The sequence below is a fragment of the Marinobacterium litorale DSM 23545 genome, from assembly GCF_000428985.1.
GTDB lineage: Bacteria > Pseudomonadota > Gammaproteobacteria > Pseudomonadales > Balneatricaceae > Marinobacterium_D > Marinobacterium_D litorale.
In genome coordinates, this window is sequence record NZ_AUAZ01000020.1 from 64,938 (window position 1) to 84,548 (window position 19,611).

At 57.3% G+C, this 19,611-nt stretch carries 17 protein-coding genes; all 17 read left to right on the forward strand.

Features of this window, described 5'->3' with window-relative positions:
• Positions 1-5 precede the first annotated feature (5 nt).
• Positions 6-2,321, forward strand: coding sequence for an outer membrane protein assembly factor BamA (bamA, locus tag G403_RS0114700; protein WP_027854654.1), 2,316 nt, complete (start codon positions 6-8; stop codon positions 2,319-2,321).
• A gap of 9 nt (positions 2,322-2,330) precedes the next feature.
• Complete coding sequence (locus tag G403_RS0114705; RefSeq protein WP_027854655.1) at positions 2,331-2,834, forward strand: OmpH/Skp family outer membrane protein; 504 nt, start codon at positions 2,331-2,333, stop codon at positions 2,832-2,834.
• A gap of 6 nt (positions 2,835-2,840) precedes the next feature.
• The gene (gene lpxD / locus G403_RS0114710) at positions 2,841-3,902 is read left to right on the forward strand and encodes a UDP-3-O-(3-hydroxymyristoyl)glucosamine N-acyltransferase (protein WP_027854656.1); all 1,062 of its coding nucleotides are present in this window, start codon (positions 2,841-2,843) and stop codon (positions 3,900-3,902) included.
• Positions 3,889-4,326: a 3-hydroxyacyl-ACP dehydratase FabZ gene (gene fabZ / locus G403_RS0114715; protein ID WP_027854657.1), complete on the forward strand. Its 438-nt coding sequence runs from the start codon at positions 3,889-3,891 to the stop codon at positions 4,324-4,326. The genes lpxD and fabZ overlap by 14 nt, the downstream gene beginning before the upstream one ends.
• A complete protein-coding gene (gene lpxA, locus G403_RS0114720) occupies positions 4,327-5,097 on the forward strand; it encodes an acyl-ACP--UDP-N-acetylglucosamine O-acyltransferase (RefSeq protein WP_027854658.1) in 771 nt (256 codons plus the stop codon).
• Between the two features lie 2 nt (positions 5,098-5,099).
• Positions 5,100-6,260 (forward strand): lipid-A-disaccharide synthase, encoded by a 1,161-nt coding sequence (lpxB, locus tag G403_RS0114725; protein ID WP_027854659.1) that lies wholly within the window; start codon positions 5,100-5,102, stop codon positions 6,258-6,260.
• Positions 6,260-6,859, forward strand: a complete 600-nt coding sequence (rnhB, locus tag G403_RS0114730) for a ribonuclease HII (RefSeq protein ID WP_027854660.1) — start codon at positions 6,260-6,262, stop codon at positions 6,857-6,859. The genes lpxB and rnhB overlap by 1 nt, the downstream gene beginning before the upstream one ends.
• A 2-nt stretch (positions 6,860-6,861) precedes the next feature.
• Positions 6,862-10,359 carry a DNA polymerase III subunit alpha gene (gene dnaE / locus G403_RS0114735; protein ID WP_027854661.1) on the forward strand — a complete coding sequence of 1,166 codons (3,498 nt, stop codon included), beginning with the start codon at positions 6,862-6,864 and terminating at the stop codon, positions 10,357-10,359.
• Between the two features lie 101 nt (positions 10,360-10,460).
• Entirely contained in the window at positions 10,461-11,420 is a 960-nt protein-coding gene (gene accA / locus G403_RS0114740) for an acetyl-CoA carboxylase carboxyl transferase subunit alpha (protein WP_027854662.1), read from the forward strand.
• Positions 11,421-11,425: 5 nt separating this feature from the next.
• Positions 11,426-12,745, forward strand: a complete 1,320-nt coding sequence (gene tilS, locus G403_RS23505; RefSeq protein WP_051299087.1) for a tRNA lysidine(34) synthetase TilS — start codon at positions 11,426-11,428, stop codon at positions 12,743-12,745.
• Between the two features lie 51 nt (positions 12,746-12,796).
• A complete protein-coding gene (locus G403_RS0114750) occupies positions 12,797-14,437 on the forward strand; it encodes a CTP synthase (RefSeq protein WP_027854663.1) in 1,641 nt (546 codons plus the stop codon).
• Between the two features lie 24 nt (positions 14,438-14,461).
• On the forward strand, positions 14,462-15,757 hold the full coding sequence (gene eno, locus G403_RS0114755) for a phosphopyruvate hydratase (protein ID WP_027854664.1): 1,296 nt from the start codon (positions 14,462-14,464) through the stop codon (positions 15,755-15,757).
• Positions 15,758-15,835: 78 nt separating this feature from the next.
• Positions 15,836-16,132 carry a cell division protein FtsB gene (gene ftsB / locus G403_RS0114760; protein WP_027854665.1) on the forward strand — a complete coding sequence of 99 codons (297 nt, stop codon included), beginning with the start codon at positions 15,836-15,838 and terminating at the stop codon, positions 16,130-16,132.
• The gene (truD, locus tag G403_RS0114765) at positions 16,129-17,169 is read left to right on the forward strand and encodes a tRNA pseudouridine(13) synthase TruD (protein WP_027854666.1); all 1,041 of its coding nucleotides are present in this window, start codon (positions 16,129-16,131) and stop codon (positions 17,167-17,169) included. Before ftsB ends, truD begins: the two co-directional genes overlap by 4 nt.
• A 79-nt stretch (positions 17,170-17,248) precedes the next feature.
• The gene (gene surE / locus G403_RS0114770) at positions 17,249-18,007 is read left to right on the forward strand and encodes a 5'/3'-nucleotidase SurE (RefSeq protein WP_027854667.1); all 759 of its coding nucleotides are present in this window, start codon (positions 17,249-17,251) and stop codon (positions 18,005-18,007) included.
• The gene (locus G403_RS0114775) at positions 18,004-18,672 is read left to right on the forward strand and encodes a protein-L-isoaspartate(D-aspartate) O-methyltransferase (RefSeq protein WP_027854668.1); all 669 of its coding nucleotides are present in this window, start codon (positions 18,004-18,006) and stop codon (positions 18,670-18,672) included. The genes surE and G403_RS0114775 overlap by 4 nt, the downstream gene beginning before the upstream one ends.
• The gene (locus G403_RS0114780) at positions 18,669-19,610 is read left to right on the forward strand and encodes a DUF368 domain-containing protein (protein ID WP_245578340.1); all 942 of its coding nucleotides are present in this window, start codon (positions 18,669-18,671) and stop codon (positions 19,608-19,610) included. The genes G403_RS0114775 and G403_RS0114780 overlap by 4 nt, the downstream gene beginning before the upstream one ends.
• Position 19,611: the final 1 nt, after the last annotated feature.

The following is a 19,611-nucleotide window of genomic DNA, read 5'->3' on the forward strand; positions in this document are numbered from 1 at the left end:
TGAGAATGAAAAAAAAGCTGGGATTGTTACTGGTATCGGTCTTCTGTGTCGCTCGTGCCTGGGCGGCTGAATTCCCGTTTGTCGTCAGCGATATCCGGCTTGAGGGCCTGCAGCGGGTCGAGCCTCAGGTAGTATTTCGCTATTTCCCCGTGAACGTCGGTGACCGCCTGACACAGGCCCGTTTATCCGATGCGTCCCGTGAGCTGTTTGCCTCGGGTTACTTCGATGACATGGATATACTGCGTGAAGACGACCAACTGATACTGCGACTTCACGAGCGTCCTTCTCTGGCCTTGATCCGCATCGACGGTAACGACGTGATTAAGGAGGAGGATCTGCGGCGCGGCCTCGAGCAGTCTGGTGTTCAGGAAGGTGACGTTTTTCGCCGCTCGGCGGTGGATCAGATCCGCCTTGATCTGCTGCGGGTGTATGTTGGTCAGGGACGCTATGGTGCTGAAATCGATACGGAGGTTGAGCCGCTCTCCGGAAACCGCGTTGCCCTTAACGTCAATATCAAAGAGGGGCAGGAAGCCACGATCCAGCATATCAATATTGTCGGCAACACCGTTTTTGACGATGAGGAACTCAAAGACCTGTTTTCTCTGAAACTCCCGAACTTTTGGAGTTTTTACACCAAGTCCGACCGTTACTCCCGTGAGAAGATGTCCGGCGATCTGGAGCGTCTGCGTTCCTACTACATGGACCGGGGTTTTATTAACTTTGATATCGATTCGGCCCAGGTTTCGATCACCCCGGATAAGAAACATGTCTATATCACCGTCAGCATCAATGAGGGTGAGCGCTTTACGGTAAGGGATGTCAGTGTCGCCGGCGATCTTGTTGTGCCGCGAGAAGAGCTGGAAGGCCTGTTCACCGTTGCTGAAGGGGACGTCTATTCCCGAAAAGCGATGACATCGACTCAGGAACGCCTGGTTCGCCGCTTGGGCGACGAAGGTTTCATGTTTGCCAACGTAAGCCCGGTACCGGAGCGTCATGACGACAGCACCGTGTCTATCCGCTATTACGTAGAACCAGGCAAACGTACCTATGTCCGTCGGGTCAATATTCGTGGCAACACCAATACCGCGGATGAGGTGCTGCGCCGCGAGATCGAACAGATGGAAGCGGGGATCGCCACCACCCAGGCGATCGAGCGGTCAAAAACGCGGCTTGAAAAAACAGGTTACTTCAAGTCGGTTAACGTGGAGACCCGGCCAGTACCCGGTACCGATGATCAGGTCGATCTGGAATATGCCGTTGAGGAGCAGCAGTCCGGCGAGTTTACCGCCAGTGTCGGTTTCTCGGAGAGCGATGGTGTTATCTTCCAGCTGGGTTTGCAGCAGGACAACTTTCTGGGCACCGGCCGTAAGGTGGGCGTGAGTCTGTCCAACAGTGATACGCTCACCGAGTACAGCTTCAACTACACCAACCCGTACTACACGGTGGACGGTGTGAGCCGCGGATTTAATGTCTATTACCGTGAGCGCGACTTTGACGAGGACGATGTCAGTTCCTACACCACCAATGAATACGGTGGCGGCGTCAACTTTGGTTATCCCATCGATGACTATCAGCGTCTCTCCTTCGGTCTTGAACTTGATTGGACTGAGATCAATACCTATCCCGACACGGCTCAGTTGATAGAGGACTTCGTCGCAGAGGAGGGGGATAACTACCTGACCTACCGTCTGACGGCAGGCTGGAGCGATAACCGCCTCAATCGTGGATTCTTTGCCACTGATGGTTATGCACAGGGCGCGAACATCGAGATCGCGTTGCCTGGAAGCGATTTAACCTATTACCGCGCCAGCTATAACTTGAAGATGTACCACCCGCTCGATGAAGATCAGCTATGGGTGCTGGGTATGCGCGGACGTGCAGGCTTTGGCGATTCGTTAGGTGATAACCGCTATCCGTTCTACAGACATTTTTATGCCGGCGGGTTGCGCAGTGTCCGTGGCTACAGCAATAACTCGCTCGGTCCTACCGATGGTGGCAGCAGTGATGATCCCTTCGGCGGTAACGTACTTCTGACGGGCGGGGCTGAGCTGATCACGCCAACACCGTTTGTCGGTGATCAGAGCGCCTGGCGGACGCTGGTGTTTGTGGATTTCGGGAATGTGTACTCCACGGACTGTCAGGCAAGCCAAAAAAATTGTGACGAAAAACTGGACCCGGGAGAGTTGCGTTTTTCAACCGGTGTTGGTGTCAGTTGGCTGACGCCGATAGGCCCGCTTTCCATCGCATTGGCTATGCCTTTGAACGATGGGCCGGCTGATGACACGGAATTTTTCCAGTTCGCACTTGGGCAAGCTTTTTAAGGAGAGGGTATGAAACGACTGACGGCGGTAGTAGCAACGTGCTTGATGCTGGCATCCATGGGAGCTAAAGCTGAAACTGGAGCTGTCGCGGTTCTGGATGTTCAGCAGGCGCTATTGGCCTCTGATGCAGCCACCAGCTTTCGCGAAGAGCTGAAAAAGGAGTTTGAAGGAGAGGAACGCCAGTTGGTGGACCTCGAAAAACAGGCCCGTGCGCTGCGAGAGAAGATGCAGAAAAACGCCGGCCTGAGCTCTGACGAAGAGATGAACCAGTTGCGGATGCAGTTTCAGAAGGCGTTTGGTGAGTACCAGCGCCGTGGGCAGGAACTGCAGCAGCAACGTGCTCAGCGCGAGCAGGCGTTTGTCAGCGAAATGAAGCCTCAGCTGGACAAGATTATCCGCGAAATGATCGAACAAGAGGATATCGCCCTTATTGTGCAGAAGCAGGCGGTGATCTACGCGCAGCCCGGTCTTGATATCACCAGCAAGGTGGTTGAACTGTTGAACAAGCAATAATTGGCAATGAGTGAGCGTTCGCTATTTACGCTGGCTCAGCTAGCCGAGGCGGTCGGTGGTCGGGTTGTGGGTGATCCGGCCGCGCAGATCAGCGCGCTGGCAACTTTAGCGACAGCTGGCTCCGGCCAGCTGTCGTTTTTTGCGAACCCCCGTTATATCGAACAACTGCGCAATTCCAAGGCTCAGGCGGTTCTGGTTACGCAAACACATCTCGACGAGGTGCCGGGTGACGCGGTCGTTGTTGATGATCCCTACCTGGCATTCGCGCGCCTTAGCCACCTGTTTGACTGGCGCAGCCATTCCGGTGGGCATATCCACCCCCGTGCGTTGATCGATGAAAGCGCTGAGATCGCCGAAGGCGTGTCGATAGGCCCGGGTGTGGTGATTGGCGCCCGTGTTGTCATTCTGGAGGGCGTCTCCATCGGTGCCAACAGCGTCATCGGGGATGATTGCCGGATCGGCACTGACAGCCGTATCGAGCCTCTTGTATCGCTCTATCCCAATGTGCATCTGGGGGAGCGTGTCATTGTCCATAGTCAGGCGGTTTTAGGCGGTGATGGCTTCGGTTTTGCCAGGGATCGTGAGACCTGGGTCAAGATCTGTCAGCTTGGCGGCGTGCGCATCGGCAATGATGTGGAGATTGGCTCCGGGGTGACAATCGACCGCGGAGCGCTGGAGGACACGGTCGTCGCTGATGGGGTCAAGCTTGATAACCAGATTCAGATAGCCCACAACGTCCATGTCGGTGAACACACCGCGATTGCGGGCTGTACCGCTATTGCCGGTAGCACTAAAATTGGGCGTCACTGTACAATCGCCGGGATGAGCGGCGTTACGGGCCATCTTGATATCGCAGATGGGACCCACATTACCGCCATGTCTCTGGTCAGTCGTTCCATAACAGAGCCCGGTGCTTATTCATCCGGGACCGGACTCGAGCCCCATCGGCAGTGGAAGCGGAATGTGGCGCGTTTCCGTCAGCTGGATGATATGGCCAAGCGATTACGTAAGCTCGAACAGGCTTTCGAGCATCTCTCTACTAAAGGTCAAAACGATGATGGATGTTAAGGAAATCCGGGAGTATCTGCCCCACCGCTACCCCTTTTTGCTGGTTGATCGGGTGGTGGAACTGAATCCTGGAGAGTCCATAGTGGCATACAAAAATGTCACCGTGAATGAGCCCTTTTTTACCGGTCATTTCCCGGACCACCCTGTGATGCCCGGTGTTCTGATCGTGGAAGCGATGGCTCAGGCGGCTGGTGTGCTAGGCTTCAAAACGATGAACAAGCGTCCCCAGGACGGATCCATCTACTATTTTGTCGGGGCTGACAATCTGCGTTTCAAACGTCCGGTGGTTCCAGGTGATCGGCTTCAACTGGAAGCCAAGGTTATCTCAGAGCGTCGAGGAATCTGGAAGTTTGATGTTCGTGCCAGCGTTGATGACGAGACCGTCAGTACCGCCACCATTCTGTGTGCAGACAGGAAAGTGTAAGTGATACATCCACAGGCAATTGTTGAGCCGGGAGCCCGGCTGGCCGATGACGTTGAAGTTGGCCCCTGGAGCTATATTGGCGCCGATGTCGAGATCGGTGCCGGCACTCGGGTCGGCCCCCATGTCGTGATCAAGGGGCCGACCCGAATCGGTTCCGGAAACCGTATCTTTCAGTTCGCCAGTGTGGGCGAAGAGTGCCAGGACAAGAAATACGACGGTGAGCCCACGGAACTGGTCATCGGGGATCGTAACGTGATCCGCGAGGGCTGTACCATCCATCGCGGAACGGTGCAGGATGCCGGTATTACGCGGATAGGTAGCGATAACCTGCTAATGGCCTATGTCCATGTGGCCCATGACTGCATCGTCGGTAGTCACTGTATTCTGGCAAACAGCACGGCGCTGGCCGGGCATGTTCAGCTTGGGGATCACGCCATTCTGGGCGGGTTTACAGCGGTTCATCAGTTCTGCCAGATCGGGCCCCATGTGATGTGCGGTGCCGGAACGGTGGTACTGAAAGATATCCCGGCCTATGTCATGGCCAACGGCAACACGGCAGAACCCCACGGTATTAACATGGAGGGTCTCAAACGTCGTGGTTTCTCCCGCGACAGCCTGAAAGTGCTGCGCCAGGCCTATAAAGTGATCTATCGTCAAAACCTGACAGTGGCCGAGGCTCTGGTCGAGCTGGAAAAACTGGCAGAGCAGGATGCGGCTGTCGGGCCGTTAATCGATTCCCTGCGGACATCGCGCCGCGGCATCATTCGCTAAGTATGGCGGTGGAGCGGCTGCGGATCGGCATCGTTGCCGGGGAGGCTTCGGGGGATATCCTGGGCGGTGGCTTATTGAGAGCACTGCGTGAACGGGTGCCCAATCTGGAGATCCGCGGTGTTGGCGGTGACCGGATGCTGGCCCAGGGGCTGCGCAGTGAATTCCCCATGGAGCGCCTGTCGATCATGGGGCTGGTGGAAGTACTTGGGCGGCTTCCGGAGCTCTTGCGCCGCCGCCGTAACCTTGCTCAGGCATTAATCGATTTTAAACCCGATCTGTTTATCGGCATCGATGCGCCGGATTTCAACCTGGATCTGGAAGGCAAACTACGTGATGCGGGTATCCCTACCGTTCACTACGTGAGTCCCTCCGTTTGGGCCTGGCGGCGCAAACGTATTTTCAAGATTATAAAAACCACTGACCTGATGCTGACCCTGCTGCCGTTTGAGGCGCGCTTCTATGAGGAGCACGGAATGCCGGTCTGCTTTGTGGGGCACCCGCTGGCGAACGAGTTTCCGCTCGAACCCGATACGGTCGCAGCGCGTCACGAACTGGGTATTTCCCAACAGGGGCAGTATGTGGCCCTGCTTCCCGGCAGTCGGGGCGGAGAGGTTAAGCAGCTGGCGATACCCTTCCTCGAAACGGCGCGTTGGCTGAAAGCGCAACGCCCTGATCTGCGTTTTATCATCCCCTCGGCCAATGAGCGGCGGCACGAGCAGCTGCAGGTGATATTAGATACCCAGTTTGCCGATCTGGAGGTTGAGCTGGTGCCCGGAAACTCGCGTCAGGTAATGACCGCCAGCGACGTTATCCTGATCGCCTCGGGCACGGCTACGCTGGAAGCGATGTTATGCAAAAAGCCCATGGTGGTGGCCTATCGAATGGCGCCACTGACCTACCGTATCCTCTCTCGGCTGATCAAGAGCCGATATATCTCTCTGCCCAACCTGCTCGCCAGTGAATCGCTGGTGCCGGAAGTACTGCAGGACAAGGTGAAACCAGAGGTGTTGGGTCCCATGCTGCTTCAGTCGCTGGAGAATACGGCTGAAACGGAGCGGTTGGTTTCGCGTTTTACGGCGCTGCATGAGCTGTTGCGCAGAGATGCGGATCAGCGGGCCGCGGAAGCGGTTCTGGCGCTGGTGAAAGCAAGGCAGGGGGCGTGATGGAGTCGTTGACGTTCGACTTTACTGACACTCAGTTGGTAGCCGGTGTTGATGAAGTTGGTCGTGGTCCGCTGATTGGCGATGTGGTGGCAGCCGCAGTGATCCTGGATCCGTCCCGACCTATTGAGGGACTGACCGATTCCAAGAAGTTGAGCGAAAAAAAACGCGAGCGTCTGGCCCTTGAGATTCGTGAGCGTGCTCTGGCCTGGGCGGTTGCCAGCGCAAGTCCCGCCGAGATCGATGAGCTGAATATTCTGCACGCCAGCATGCTGGCGATGCGCCGGGCAGTGCTGGCACTTTCCCCGCCGCCCGAATTTGCCCTGATAGACGGTAATCGCTGCCCGGTGCTGCCGTGTCCGGCGGAGCCTGTGGTTAAGGGCGATCTGACCGTACCCTCGATCAGCGCAGCGTCCATCTTGGCCAAGGTCGAGCGAGATCGATCGATGCTGGTGCTGCACGAGCGCTACCCGCAGTATGGGTTTGCCAGTCACAAGGGATACCCGACCAAAGCCCATCTGGAAGCGCTTGAGCGCCACGGTGCGCTGGAGTTGCATCGACGCAGCTTCGCGCCGGTCAAGCGCGTGTTAAACCTGGAGTAACAATGTCAGCAGCACACTTTGTACACCTGCGTGTTCACACCGAATATTCACTGTTCGATGGCCTGGTTCGTATCAAGGAGCTGGTCAAGGCCGCCGCCGAGAGTGGCATGCCGGCCGTGGGCATGACAGATCAAACCAACCTGTTTGCATTGATCAAGTTCTACAAGGCGGCGCTGGGTGCCGGTATCAAGCCCGTGTGCGGCGTCGATCTCTGGGTACAGAATGAGCTTGACCCGGAGGGTGAGCCGTTTCGGCTGACGCTGCTGGTCCGCAACGGTGAGGGTTACCGCAACCTGATGGAGCTGGTGTCCCGTGCCTATGAGCAGGGACAGGGGATCGATCCGGATCGAGCGCTGGTTAAACGCGAGTGGGTTAAAGAGAAAGCGGGCGGGCTGATCGCGCTCTCCGGTGCGCGTTTGGGGGAAGTCGGTCGGGCGATTCTCTCGGAAAGTGCTCAGGCGGCGCAGATCGTGCGGGAGTGGATGTCGGTATTCCCGGGAAGCTTTTATCTCGAAGTGCAGCGCACCGGGCGCGCCGGTGATGAAGCGCTGGTTCACGGCAGTGTTGCGCTGGCGCGTGAGACCGGCTGTCCACTGGTGGCCACCAACGAGGTCATGTTCATCAAGGCTGATGATTTCGAGGCCCACGAAGCCCGGGTCTGTATCAACCTGGGCCGAACGCTGGAAGATCCGACCCGGCCGCGTAATTACTCTGATCAGCAGTATTTCCGGACGCCGCAGGAGATGGAGGCGCTGTTCTCGGATCTGCCCAGTGCGCTGGCCAATACGGTTGAGATTGCCAAGCGCTGTAACATCGATATTGAGCTCGGGACCTACTACCTGCCCCGCTATCCGATCCCGGAAGGGATTTTGATGGATGATTACTTCCGCTTCGTGTCCCGTCAGGGGCTGAACGAGCGCCTTGAATTCCTGTATGACAGCAGCTCGCCGGAGTTTGCCGAGATTCGTAAGCCTTATGATGCGCGGCTCGACTTTGAGCTGGATATCATCATCCAGATGGGTTTCCCCGGTTACTTCCTGATCGTGATGGACTTCATAAAATGGGCCAAGGAAAACGGCATCCCGGTAGGGCCCGGCCGTGGTTCCGGTGCCGGCTCGCTGGTGGCCTATGCGCTGAAGATTACGGATCTCGATCCGCTGGAATACGATCTGCTTTTTGAGCGATTCCTGAACCCGGAACGTGTTTCCATGCCTGACTTCGATATCGATTTCTGCATGGATAACCGTGATCAGGTGATTGACTATGTGGCACAGAAGTACGGCCGTGATGCGGTTTCGCAGATCATCACCTACGGCACCATGGCCGCCAAGGCGGTGGTGCGTGACGTGGCCCGTGTCCAGGGTAAGCCCTTTGGTCTGGCCGACCGCCTCTCAAAGCTGATCCCGTTCGAGGTCGGGATGACGCTGTCCAAAGCCTGGGAACAGGAGGAGGCGCTGCGCGAATTCGTTGAGGCGAGCGAAGAGGCGCAGGAAATCATGGAGATGGCGTACAAGCTCGAGGGCGTGACACGTAACGTGGGTAAGCACGCCGGGGGCGTCGTCATCGCACCGACCAAACTGACCGATTTTGCCGCGACCTACTGTGATGAAGAGGGACATGGTCTCGTCACCCAGTTTGACAAGAACGACGTAGAAGAAGCCGGGCTCGTCAAATTCGACTTTCTGGGTTTGCGAACACTTACTATCATCGACTGGGCGCTGGAAACGATCAATCGCCTGCGCCGACGCAATGGGGAAGAGGATCTGCAGATCGAGGGTATCGACCTGGAAGATCCCGCCACCTTCAAGCTGTTGCAGAGCGCGGCTACCACTGCTGTGTTCCAGCTCGAATCCAGCGGCATGAAAGACCTGATCCGTCGCCTGCAGCCCTCCCGTTTTGAGGATATTGTCGCTCTGGTGGCCCTGTTCCGTCCCGGTCCTCTGCAGTCCGGCATGGTGGATGACTTTATTAACCGTAAGCACGGTCGGGCTGAGCTGGCCTGGCCCCACCCGGATTACCAGCTTGATTCGCTGCAGCCGGTGCTGGAGCCCACCTACGGCATTATCCTGTACCAGGAACAGGTAATGCAGATTGCCCAGGTCATGGCGGGCTATACCCTGGGCGGTGCGGATATGCTGCGCCGTGCCATGGGTAAGAAGAAGCCGGAGGAGATGGCCAAGCAGCGTGCGATCTTCCTGGAGGGGTGCGCGGAACAGGGGATCGACAAAAACCTGGCCGGTAACATCTTCGATCTGGTGGAGAAGTTCGCCGGCTACGGCTTCAACAAGTCTCACTCTGCCGCCTATGCGCTGGTTTCCTATCAGACCGCCTGGCTTAAGACACATTACCCGGCGCCGTTCATGGCAGCGGTTATGTCCTCCGATATGCAGAACACCGACAAGGTGGTGATCTTTATCGAGGAGTGCCGCCAGATGGGGCTGACGGTTTGTCTGCCCAACGTAAACAGCGGCGAATATATGTTCACCGTTAATGATGCGGACGAGGTGGTCTATGGCCTGGGCGCGATCAAAGGGGTCGGCGAAGGACCGGTCGAGGCGATTGTTCAGGCGCGCCGCGACGGCCCGTTTGAGGATCTGTTCGACTTTACCAAGCGGGTCGGGACCAAGCGCCTTAACAAACGGGTGCTCGAAGCGCTGGTTCGCTGTGGTGCGCTGGATGGGTTAGGCGCCCATCGTGCGGTACTGTGGGAGGCGATTCCGGCCGCACTAAAGGCCGCGGATCAGGAAGCCCATAACCAGGATGCCGGGATCTTTGATCTGTTTGGGGAGATGGAAGCCCAGGCTGAATCCGACCCTTACGAAAATTACCGCGGTGCCCGGGAGTGGAGCGACAAGGAGCGTTTGCAGGGTGAGAAGGAAACGCTGGGCCTGTATGTAACCGGCCACCCTATCGATGAGTACGAGCCGGAGTTGAAGCACTTTGTACGCAAAAAGCTGGTTGAGATCCAACCGGCCCGGGGGCAGGCGCAGAAACTGGCCGGTCTGGTCGTGGATATGCGGATGAAGAAAACCAAAAAGGGGGACAATCTCTGTTTCCTGACCCTGGATGACCGTAGTGCCCGGATGGAGGTCACCTTGTTCGGCGATGCTTATGATGCGGCCAAAGGGTTGATTAACAAGGATGCGGTTCTGGTTGTTGAGGGCGAGGTGGCCCAGGACGACTACAATGGAGGGCTGAAAGTACGCGGTAATAAGGTGTTCAGCATGGCCGATGCACGAGCCCTGTATGCCAGTCATCTGGAGGTGGACTGCGAGTCCAGCCAGTTCAAACGCAACACGTTAAAGGCCCTTGCGGATACCCTGGCGGCTGAGCGCACGGCTGAAAGTGGTTTGCCGGTGGTATTAAGTTATAAGCGAGATGACGCCCAGGGGCCTCTGCGTTTGGGAGATGACTGGCGTATCCGCGCCAGTGATGAACTGATCATCGCCCTGAAAGAGCAATTCGGGAATGACCGGGTCCGTTTGCGGTTCGACCGCTGAGCGCTGGCCTCTACCCATCGCAGTCGGTAGAATTGAGCCTATTTTTCGGTCGCCCTGTATAGGGCGCCTTTCATCTTTAAGAAGAGCAGAAGCAGACGCGCATGAATCCGAACTATCTGGATTTTGAACAGCCGATCGCCGAGCTGGAAGCCAAAATCAACGAGTTACGCCTTGTGGCCGACGATAACGCCGATCTGAATCTGGGCGATGAGATCGACCGGTTACAGGAAAAAAGCCGGAACCTGACTCAAAACATCTTCTCGGATCTTACGGCCTGGCAGATCTCTCAGGTGGCTCGCCACCCGAAGCGCCCGTACACGCTGGACTACATCGACGTCATTTTCGATGAGTTCGAGGAGATCCACGGCGACCGCCATTTCTCGGATGACAAAGCTCTGGTCGGTGGGCTTGCCCGCCTCGAAGGCAAACCGGTGATGGTGATTGGCCAGCAGAAAGGTCGTGATGTGAAGGAGCGAGGCTATCGCAACTTCGGTATGCCCCGGCCAGAAGGGTATCGCAAAGCACTGAGACTGATGGAGATGGCAGAGCGCTTCAAGATGCCGATCTTCACCTTTATCGACACGCCCGGTGCCTATCCCGGTATTGATGCAGAGGAGCGCGGTCAGTCAGAAGCGATCGCCTATAACCTGGCTAAGATGTCTCACCTCAATACCCCGATTATCTCCACCGTGATTGGTGAAGGGGGGTCAGGTGGTGCGCTGGCTATCGGTGTGTGTGATGAGTTGCTGATGCTGCAATACAGCACCTACTCGGTCATTTCTCCGGAGGGCTGTGCCTCTATCCTGTGGAAGAGTGCGGAGCGTGCCGCTGATGCAGCCAAGGCGATGGGTATTACCTCCAGTCGTCTGCATGAGCTGGGCCTGGTTGATCAGGTGATCAATGAACCACTGGGTGGCGCCCACCGTGATCCGGTGCTGATGGCGGCCAACCTTAAGCAGGCGCTGCTGGAAACCCTGGATCGCCTGGGCGGCATGGAAATGGAGGAGCTGCTTGATCGTCGCTACCAGCGTTTGATGTCCTATGGTCGCTTTGATGACTAAACGCCATGCCTGATCAGAAGCTGCAGACGCTCTTCAACGAGCGGCTGCGGGCTTCAGCGTTCACTAGCCGCCGCTGGGTAATCGCATTCAGCGGCGGTCTTGATTCCACGGTACTGCTGCATCTATGTGCACAAGCGGTGCCGCCTCAGAGCCTGCGGGTTATTCATGTTGATCACGGTCTGCAACCCTCTTCTCACCAATGGGCGACACATTGCCGTACTGTCTGTGATGCGTTGGGTGTGGCTTGTCAGGTTGTTTCAGTTAAGCCGGATAACGCCTCGGAAGCATCCGCCCGCGATGCCCGCTATGCGGCGTTCGAGTCGTTGATTGAAGTCAACGATTGTTTGCTGATGGCTCACCATGCAGATGATCAGGCTGAGACGCTGCTGTTCCGGCTTCTGCGCGGCTCTGGTGTCGTGGGGCTTTCCGCCATGCCGGTACGGCGCTCACTGGGCGCGGGGGAGCTCTATCGGCCGCTGTTGGATCAGCCCCGCAGCCTGCTGGAGCAGTGGGCACAGCAGCAGGGGTTGGTGTGGGTGGAGGATCCGAGTAACCAGCGCGAAGACTATGAGAGAAACTGGCTGCGCCACCGCATTCTGACACCGCTCTGCGAACGTTGGCCCAACGCAGCCAGCCGACTGGCCAAGACCGCGGCTCAACTCTCGGACACGGCTGTGCTGCTTGAGGAGTATGCGGCTGATGACCTGAAGCGCCTGGGGCATGGGGCGGACTGGTTGGATCTCGAGCAGGTAGGGCGCCTCAGCCAGGCGCGGCTGAACAATCTGCTGCGTTACTGGGTCTATACCTGCTGTGACCACCGACTGTCGGCACGTGAGCTGGAAAGTCTTAATCAGGACTTATTGCGGGCCGGTGCCGATCGGATGCCCACTTTAAAAGTCGGACCCTTTATCCTGCGTCGCTATCGCCAGCGTTTATATATTACGCCGCTAAATGAGCGCGTCAGCGATCCTTTCACTTTGAACGTCGAAGAGGCGAGCTGGAAACTGAAGCAGGGCGTGTTGGCGATGATACCGACACAGAAAGCGGGTATCGGTTCCGATGAGGCTGTCGAGCTGCGGTATCGTCGGGATGGCGATCGACTCCGTCCTCTCGGGCGAGGCGGCTCCGTCAGCCTCAAGCAGCTGTTTCAGGAGGCCGGGGTTCCACCCTGGCAGCGCAACAGTTGGCCGTTGCTGTGCCGAAACGACGAGATAATCGCAGTGCCCGGTATCTGCGTTTGTGAAGGTGCCGCCACAAGCCCCGGTCTGCAACCGATTTGGCGTCCTTTTGGTTTGTCTGAAGGAGGCGGCTTTGATAGACTGTAGCCCCATCTTGAGTACGTTTTCCCTCCTAACTTTCGATCTGACAGGTTCCGCATGACGCGTTATATTTTCGTCACCGGCGGTGTTGTGTCCTCTTTGGGCAAAGGCATCGCATCTGCTTCTCTGGCGGCTATTCTCGAGGCGCGTGGCCTCAAAGTCACAATGCTCAAGCTGGACCCGTATATCAACGTGGATCCGGGTACGATGAGCCCGTTCCAGCACGGGGAAGTGTTCGTAACCGAAGATGGTGCGGAGACTGACCTGGACCTGGGGCACTACGAGCGCTTCATCCGCACCACGATGACCAAGCGCAACAACTTCACGACAGGCCGAATCTACCAGCATGTGCTGCGCAAAGAGCGCCGAGGTGACTATCTGGGTGGCACGGTGCAGGTGATCCCGCACATCACCGATGAGATCAAGCGTCGCGTGATCGAAGGGGCCGGCGATGCCGATATTGCTCTGGTCGAGATCGGCGGAACCGTCGGTGATATCGAATCCCTGCCGTTTCTGGAAGCGGTGCGGCAGCTCAAAGTGGAGCTGGGTTCAAGCCGTGCGCTGTTTATGCACCTGACACTGGTGCCCTACATCGCCACCGCGGGCGAGACCAAGACCAAGCCGTCTCAGCACTCGGTGAAAGAGCTGCGCTCAATCGGTATTCAGCCCGACATCCTGATCTGTCGCTCCGAGCAGCCGATTCCGGAATCCTCCCGGCGCAAGCTTTCTATGTTTACCAACGTGGAGGAGCGTGCGGTGGTTTCTCTGCCGGATGCGGACACCATCTACAACATCCCGCGCATGCTCAGCGAGCAGGGGCTGGATGATATCGTGATCGATCGTTTCAATCTGGCAGGCTGCCGGCAGGCTGATCTGCGCGAGTGGGATCGGGTGGCGGATGCCTTCCTGCATCCGGACGGTGAAGTACGCATCGCCATGGTCGGTAAGTACATGGAGCTGTTGGATGCCTACAAGTCTCTGATTGAAGCGGTCTCCCACGCCGGTATCACCCTGCGTAAGAAAGTTAAAATCGAGTATATCGACTCCGAGCGGATCGAGCGTGAAGGCGCTGAAATACTGAAGGATGTCAGTGCCGTTCTGGTGCCGGGCGGCTTCGGTGAACGTGGTGTCGAGGGTAAAATCAGTGCCGTGCGCTATGCCCGCGAAAACAAGGTTCCCTATCTGGGGATCTGCCTGGGGATGCAGGTGGCAGTGATCGAGTTTGCCCGGAACGTGGCGGGACTGGCCAATGCCAACTCCACTGAATTTGAGAAAAGCATTGAACATCCGGTTATCGGCCTGATCACCGAGTGGATCGATGCCAGTGGCGAGAAAGAGCAGCGCACCGAGGAGTCCGACCTGGGCGGTACCATGCGTCTGGGCGCCCAGACCTGTCACCTCAAGCCTGGTTCCCGCGTGGCGGACGCCTATGGTCGAATCGACATTCGCGAGCGTCACCGTCATCGTTACGAATTCAATAACAATTACACCCGCCAGCTCGAAGAGGCGGGGCTGATCATCTCCGGCCGGTCCGAAGATGGTGAGCTGGTCGAGGTTGTGGAAGTACCGGACCATCCCTGGTTCGTGGCCTGTCAGTTCCACCCGGAATTCACCTCGACCCCGCGTGACGGCCACGGGCTGTTCACCGGGTTTATCAAGGCAGCGCTTGAACGCCAGGCGCAGCAGGCAGCTGAATAAGTTAGATTACTGGAGAAGCAGATAATGGCTCAGATCGCTGATATCAAAGCGCGTGAAGTTCTCGATTCACGTGGTAACCCCACCGTAGAAGCCGACGTGATTCTGGCATCCGGTGTTGTTGGCAGCGCGTGTGCGCCATCCGGCGCATCCACCGGTTCCCGCGAAGCACTGGAACTGCGCGATGGCGACAAGTCCCGTTACCTGGGCAAGGGCGTACAGAAGGCAGTGGCCGCTGTAAACGACACTATCCGTGCCGCACTGGTGGGCATGGACGCTACAGATCAGCGTGCGCTGGATAACAAGATGCTGGAGCTGGATGGCACTGACAACAAGGCCAACCTGGGCGCCAATGCGATTCTGGCTGTATCCCTGGCTGCGGCCAAAGCGGCAGCAACGGAAAAGGGAATCCCGCTGTACGCCCACATCGCGGAGCTGAACGGCACCGCCGGTACCTTCTCTATGCCGGTACCGATGATGAATATCCTTAATGGTGGCGAGCACGCTGACAACAACGTGGATATCCAGGAGTTCATGGTGCAGCCGGTGGGCTTCACAAACTTCTCCGATGCATTGCGTTGCGGTGCAGAGATCTTCCATGCGCTGAAAAAAGTACTGCAGAGCAAAGGCCTGAATACAGCGGTAGGTGACGAGGGCGGCTTCGCGCCGAACCTGGGTTCTAACGAAGAAGCGCTGGTTGTTATCAAAGAAGCGATTGCGGCGGCGGGATATGAGCTGGGTAAAGATGTGACCCTGGCACTGGACTGCGCATCATCCGAGTTCTATAAGGATGGCAAGTACGATCTGGCCGGTGAAGGTAAGGTCTTCGACGCCAACGGCTTTGCCGACTACCTGGCCGAACTGACCCGTAATTACCCGATTGTCTCCATCGAAGATGGCATGGATGAGTCGGACTGGGATGGCTGGGCTGCGCTGACGCAGAAGATCGGTGACAAGGTTCAGCTGGTGGGTGATGACCTGTTCGTGACCAACACCAAGATCCTGAAAGAAGGCATCGACAAGAGCATCGCCAACTCTATCCTGATCAAGTTCAACCAGATTGGCTCTTTGAGCGAGACGCTGGATGCGATCAAGATGGCCAAGGATGCCGGTTACACCGCCGTTATCTCCCACCGCTCCGGCGAGACTGAAGACACTACCATCGCAGACTTGGCTGTCGGTACTGCCGCAGGGCAGATCAAGACCGGCTCCCTGTGCCGTTCCGATCGCGTTGCCAAGTACAACCGCCTGCTGCGCATTGCAGAAGAGCTGGGTAACAAGGCAGTCTATAACGGTCTGAAAGAGATTAAAGGTCAGGCCTGAGCTTGCTGACTTAAAAAAGGGGCTTCAGGCCCCTTTTTTATGCGCCGCAGACAGATCGCCTAACCGAGAGGGTTATTTGTGTATCGCTGGTTGTTGGCAACGCTGCTGATCATGCTAATCGGCTTGCAGTATCGGCTCTGGTTCGGAGAAGCGAACCTGCGTGAAGTCTGGCGCCTTGAGCAGATGATCGAGGAGCAGCAGGTGGAGAATGCGCAACTGGTCGAGCGCAATAAGCGCCTTGAGGCGGAAGTCCGCAACCTGAAAAAAGGACTGGCCGCGCTTGAGGAGCGGGCACGCAGTGAGATGGGCATGGTGAAGGAGGGAGAAACCTTCTTCCAGCTGGTAGAGCCGCAACAGGAGCGACGTCGAGATTGAGCAGTTATAACACCCCGGTCTGGTTGTACGGAGAACCGTCTGTAACGGCCTCCATGAGATCCACTCCCGAAGATTTTCGGGTTGTGGAACAGTTGGGATTCGAGCCCGATGGAGAGGGCGAACACCAGTTTCTCTACATCCGTAAACGGGGTGAGAACACCGACTGGGTTGCCCGCCAGCTGGCTCACTTCTGCCAGCTCAGTCCGCGCGCCGTGACCTATGCCGGCAAGAAGGATCGCCATGCAGTGACTGAACAGTGGTTCAGCGTCCATATGCCCGGAAGTCGGGCCACACTGAACTGGAATCTGTTTGGTGGGGATACCATTGAGGTTCTCCGTGCCGAACGCCATGGCCGCAAGCTTCGTTTGGGCTCGCTGCAGGGTAATCGTTTCGAACTACGGTTGCGCAATGTCAGCGATGATCAGGCGTTTGCCGCGCGCGCTGAAACGATCCGTGCCGGCGTACCCAACTATTTTGGTGAGCAGCGCTTCGGTCATGGTTTCGGCAATATCGATAAAGGCCTGGCGCTGATCGAAGGCCGGCTTAAAGAGCGGCAGCGGCACAAAAAGGGACTGTACATATCCGCTGTACGCTCCTGGCTGTTTAACGAGCTGCTTTCGGCGCGTATCCGGGAAGGGCTTTGGGATACCCTTTTAGACGGCGATGTGTTGATGATCAATGGTCGCCAGAGCTGTTTCCGCTATGATGGTGACCCGGATGTGGCTCCCCGGCTCGCAAATGGAGAGCTGAACCTGACAGGGCCGCTGTGGGGCGAAGGTGAGCTGATGACCGAAGGCTCCGCCCGCGCTTTTGAAGAGCAGACTCTGCAAGCCTATTCCGACCCCTGTACGCGCCTGGCTGAGCTGGGATTAAAGCAGGAACGGCGGGCGTTGCGCTTGATACCGGGCAACCTTAGGATAGAGCAGGAGGGTGAGGGGCAGTGGCTGGTGGCCTTTGATCTGCCCGCCGGTGCGTTTGCGACCAGCGTTTTGCGCGAGCTTTGCCTGACCGACGGCCGCAGCGCTGAATCGGATTAAAAACAGAGAAAGAGATAACACGTGGCCGGGAAAGGGGCCGAGTTATGGAAGCATCCTTTCCTTGGAGAGCACTCACCCAATGAATATATTGATTTCGAACGACGATGGCGTCTATGCGCCGGGGTTGTCGGCGCTGGCAAAATCGCTGCAGCAAGATGCGCAGTCGGTTTGTGTGGTAGCGCCGGACAGAAACCGCAGCGGCGCCAGTAACTCACTCACCCTGGATCGCCCGCTGGAAGCCTTTACCCACGATTCCGGCTTTATCGCCATTAATGGCACCCCGACTGACTGCGTCCACCTGGGTGTGTCCGGGCTGTTTACCGGCGAGCGGCAGCCTGATCTGGTTGTTTCCGGTATTAACGCGGGCGCCAATCTGGGCGATGACGTACTCTATTCCGGTACAGTCGCAGCGGCCATGGAGGGGCGTAACTGCCGCTTACCGCCCATCGCGGTTTCCCTGTGCAGCTTTCATCCTCGCCATTTTGAGACAGCGGCTGAGGTCGTGCGTGAGCTGGTGGCTAATCTGGAATCCCTGGTGGTTGCGCCGCGCACGGTGCTGAATGTTAATGTGCCGGATCTTCCATTGGAGGAGATTCGCGGTATCCACGTGACCCGGTTGGGTCATCGTCTGGCGGGTGAAAAACCGATTCCAATCCAGGATCCGCGCGGTCGTACCCGCTACTGGATCGCCGGTACGGGTGATGCGGCGGATTCCGAGCCCGGTACCGACTTCTTTGCGGTGGCCGAGGGCTATGTCTCGATTACGCCGCTGCAAATCGATATGACGCACTACTCCGGTATGGATAACCTGGGACTCTGGCTGGAGGAGTTGAATTGAACGACGTGCTTTTTCAGGGAATCGGCATGACCTCCCGGCGTACCCGGGATCGTTTGATCAGCCGGCTGCGGGAGCAGGGTATCAGTAACGAACAGGTATTGGTGACTGTGCGCGATACGCCGCGCCATATTTTTATCGATGAAGCGCTGTCCCACCGCGCCTATGAAGACTCATCACTGCCGATCGGTTTTAATCAGACTATTTCCCAGCCCTATATCGTGGCCCGAATGACCGAGCTACTGCTCGAGGACGGTCCTCTGGAGACGGTTCTGGAAGTGGGTACGGGGTCGGGTTATCAGACGGCGATACTGGCTCAGCTGGTGGGGCAGGTGTATTCCGTGGAGCGGATTAGAGGGCTCCAGGAGAAAGCGCGTAAACGGATTCAGCAGCTGCGTTTTCGCAATGTGATGTTTCGTCACACCGATGGTGGCATGGGCTGGCCGGATAAAGGGCCTTTTGATGGCATTATGATCACGGCGGCGCCTGAACAGGTTCCGGAAGAGTTGCTGACACAGCTGAAGGTTGGCGGTGTTATGGTACTGCCGGTGGGCGACGGTAACAGTCAGGTATTGATGCGGGTGCGTCGCACCGGCGACGAGGAGTTCGAGCGGGAAACGCTTGAGAATGTACGTTTTGTGCCGATGTTGGCGGGGACGGTGCGTTGAATCAGGAGCTGAAAGGCGTAAAAACGCCCCGCGACGGTTTACTGTTGGCGGGTAAAGGGATGTTGATGGGCGCGGCCGATGTGGTACCCGGTGTATCGGGCGGCACCCTGGCGTTTATAACCGGCATCTATGAAGAGCTGATCGAAAGTCTTCGACGCTTTGATCTGACGGCTCTGCAACTACTGCTGCAGTTGCAGTTCAAACAGTGCTGGCAGCACGTTAACGCGACCTTCCTGTTGGTGTTGGTCAGCGGCATTTTAGTCAGTCTGTTCTCGCTGGCGCGGGGTGTGCTTTATATGCTCGAACATTACCCGGTGCTGCTCTGGGCGTTCTTTTTCGGGCTGATTGTCGCCTCGGTCTGGAGCTTGATCCGTCATGTGAAGGGATGGAACTTCAGTAGCAACCTGGTTTTCTTTTTGGGGGCCGTGGCAGCCTGGTTTATCACCTCTACGGTTCCGGGGGCGCTGGAGGTCAATCCCTATACCGTGTTCGGGTCGGGCATGTTGGCGATATGCGCGATGATTCTGCCCGGAATCTCCGGCAGCTTTATTCTGCTGCTGCTGGGTATGTACACACCGATACTGACGGCGCTGAAGGAGTTTGACCTGACGTTGATCGGCCTTTTCCTGGCAGGATGTGTGCTGGGGCTGATGGCGTTCTCCCGGGTATTGAGCTGGGCTTTCCATCACCATCACCGCTTGATACTCGCACTACTTGGCGGATTCCTGCTGGGCTCCTTGAACAAAGTCTGGCCCTGGAAATATACCCTGGCTTATACCATTGACCACCATGGCGATGCCGTACCGCTGGTGCAACGTAACCTGTTGCCGGATACGTTTACCGAGCTGACGGGCCAGCCGGCCATGCTGGGCATTTCGTTGGCGCTGATGGCCGTGGGTATTCTTCTGGTTCTGATGCTCGATCGCAGTAATCGGTAGG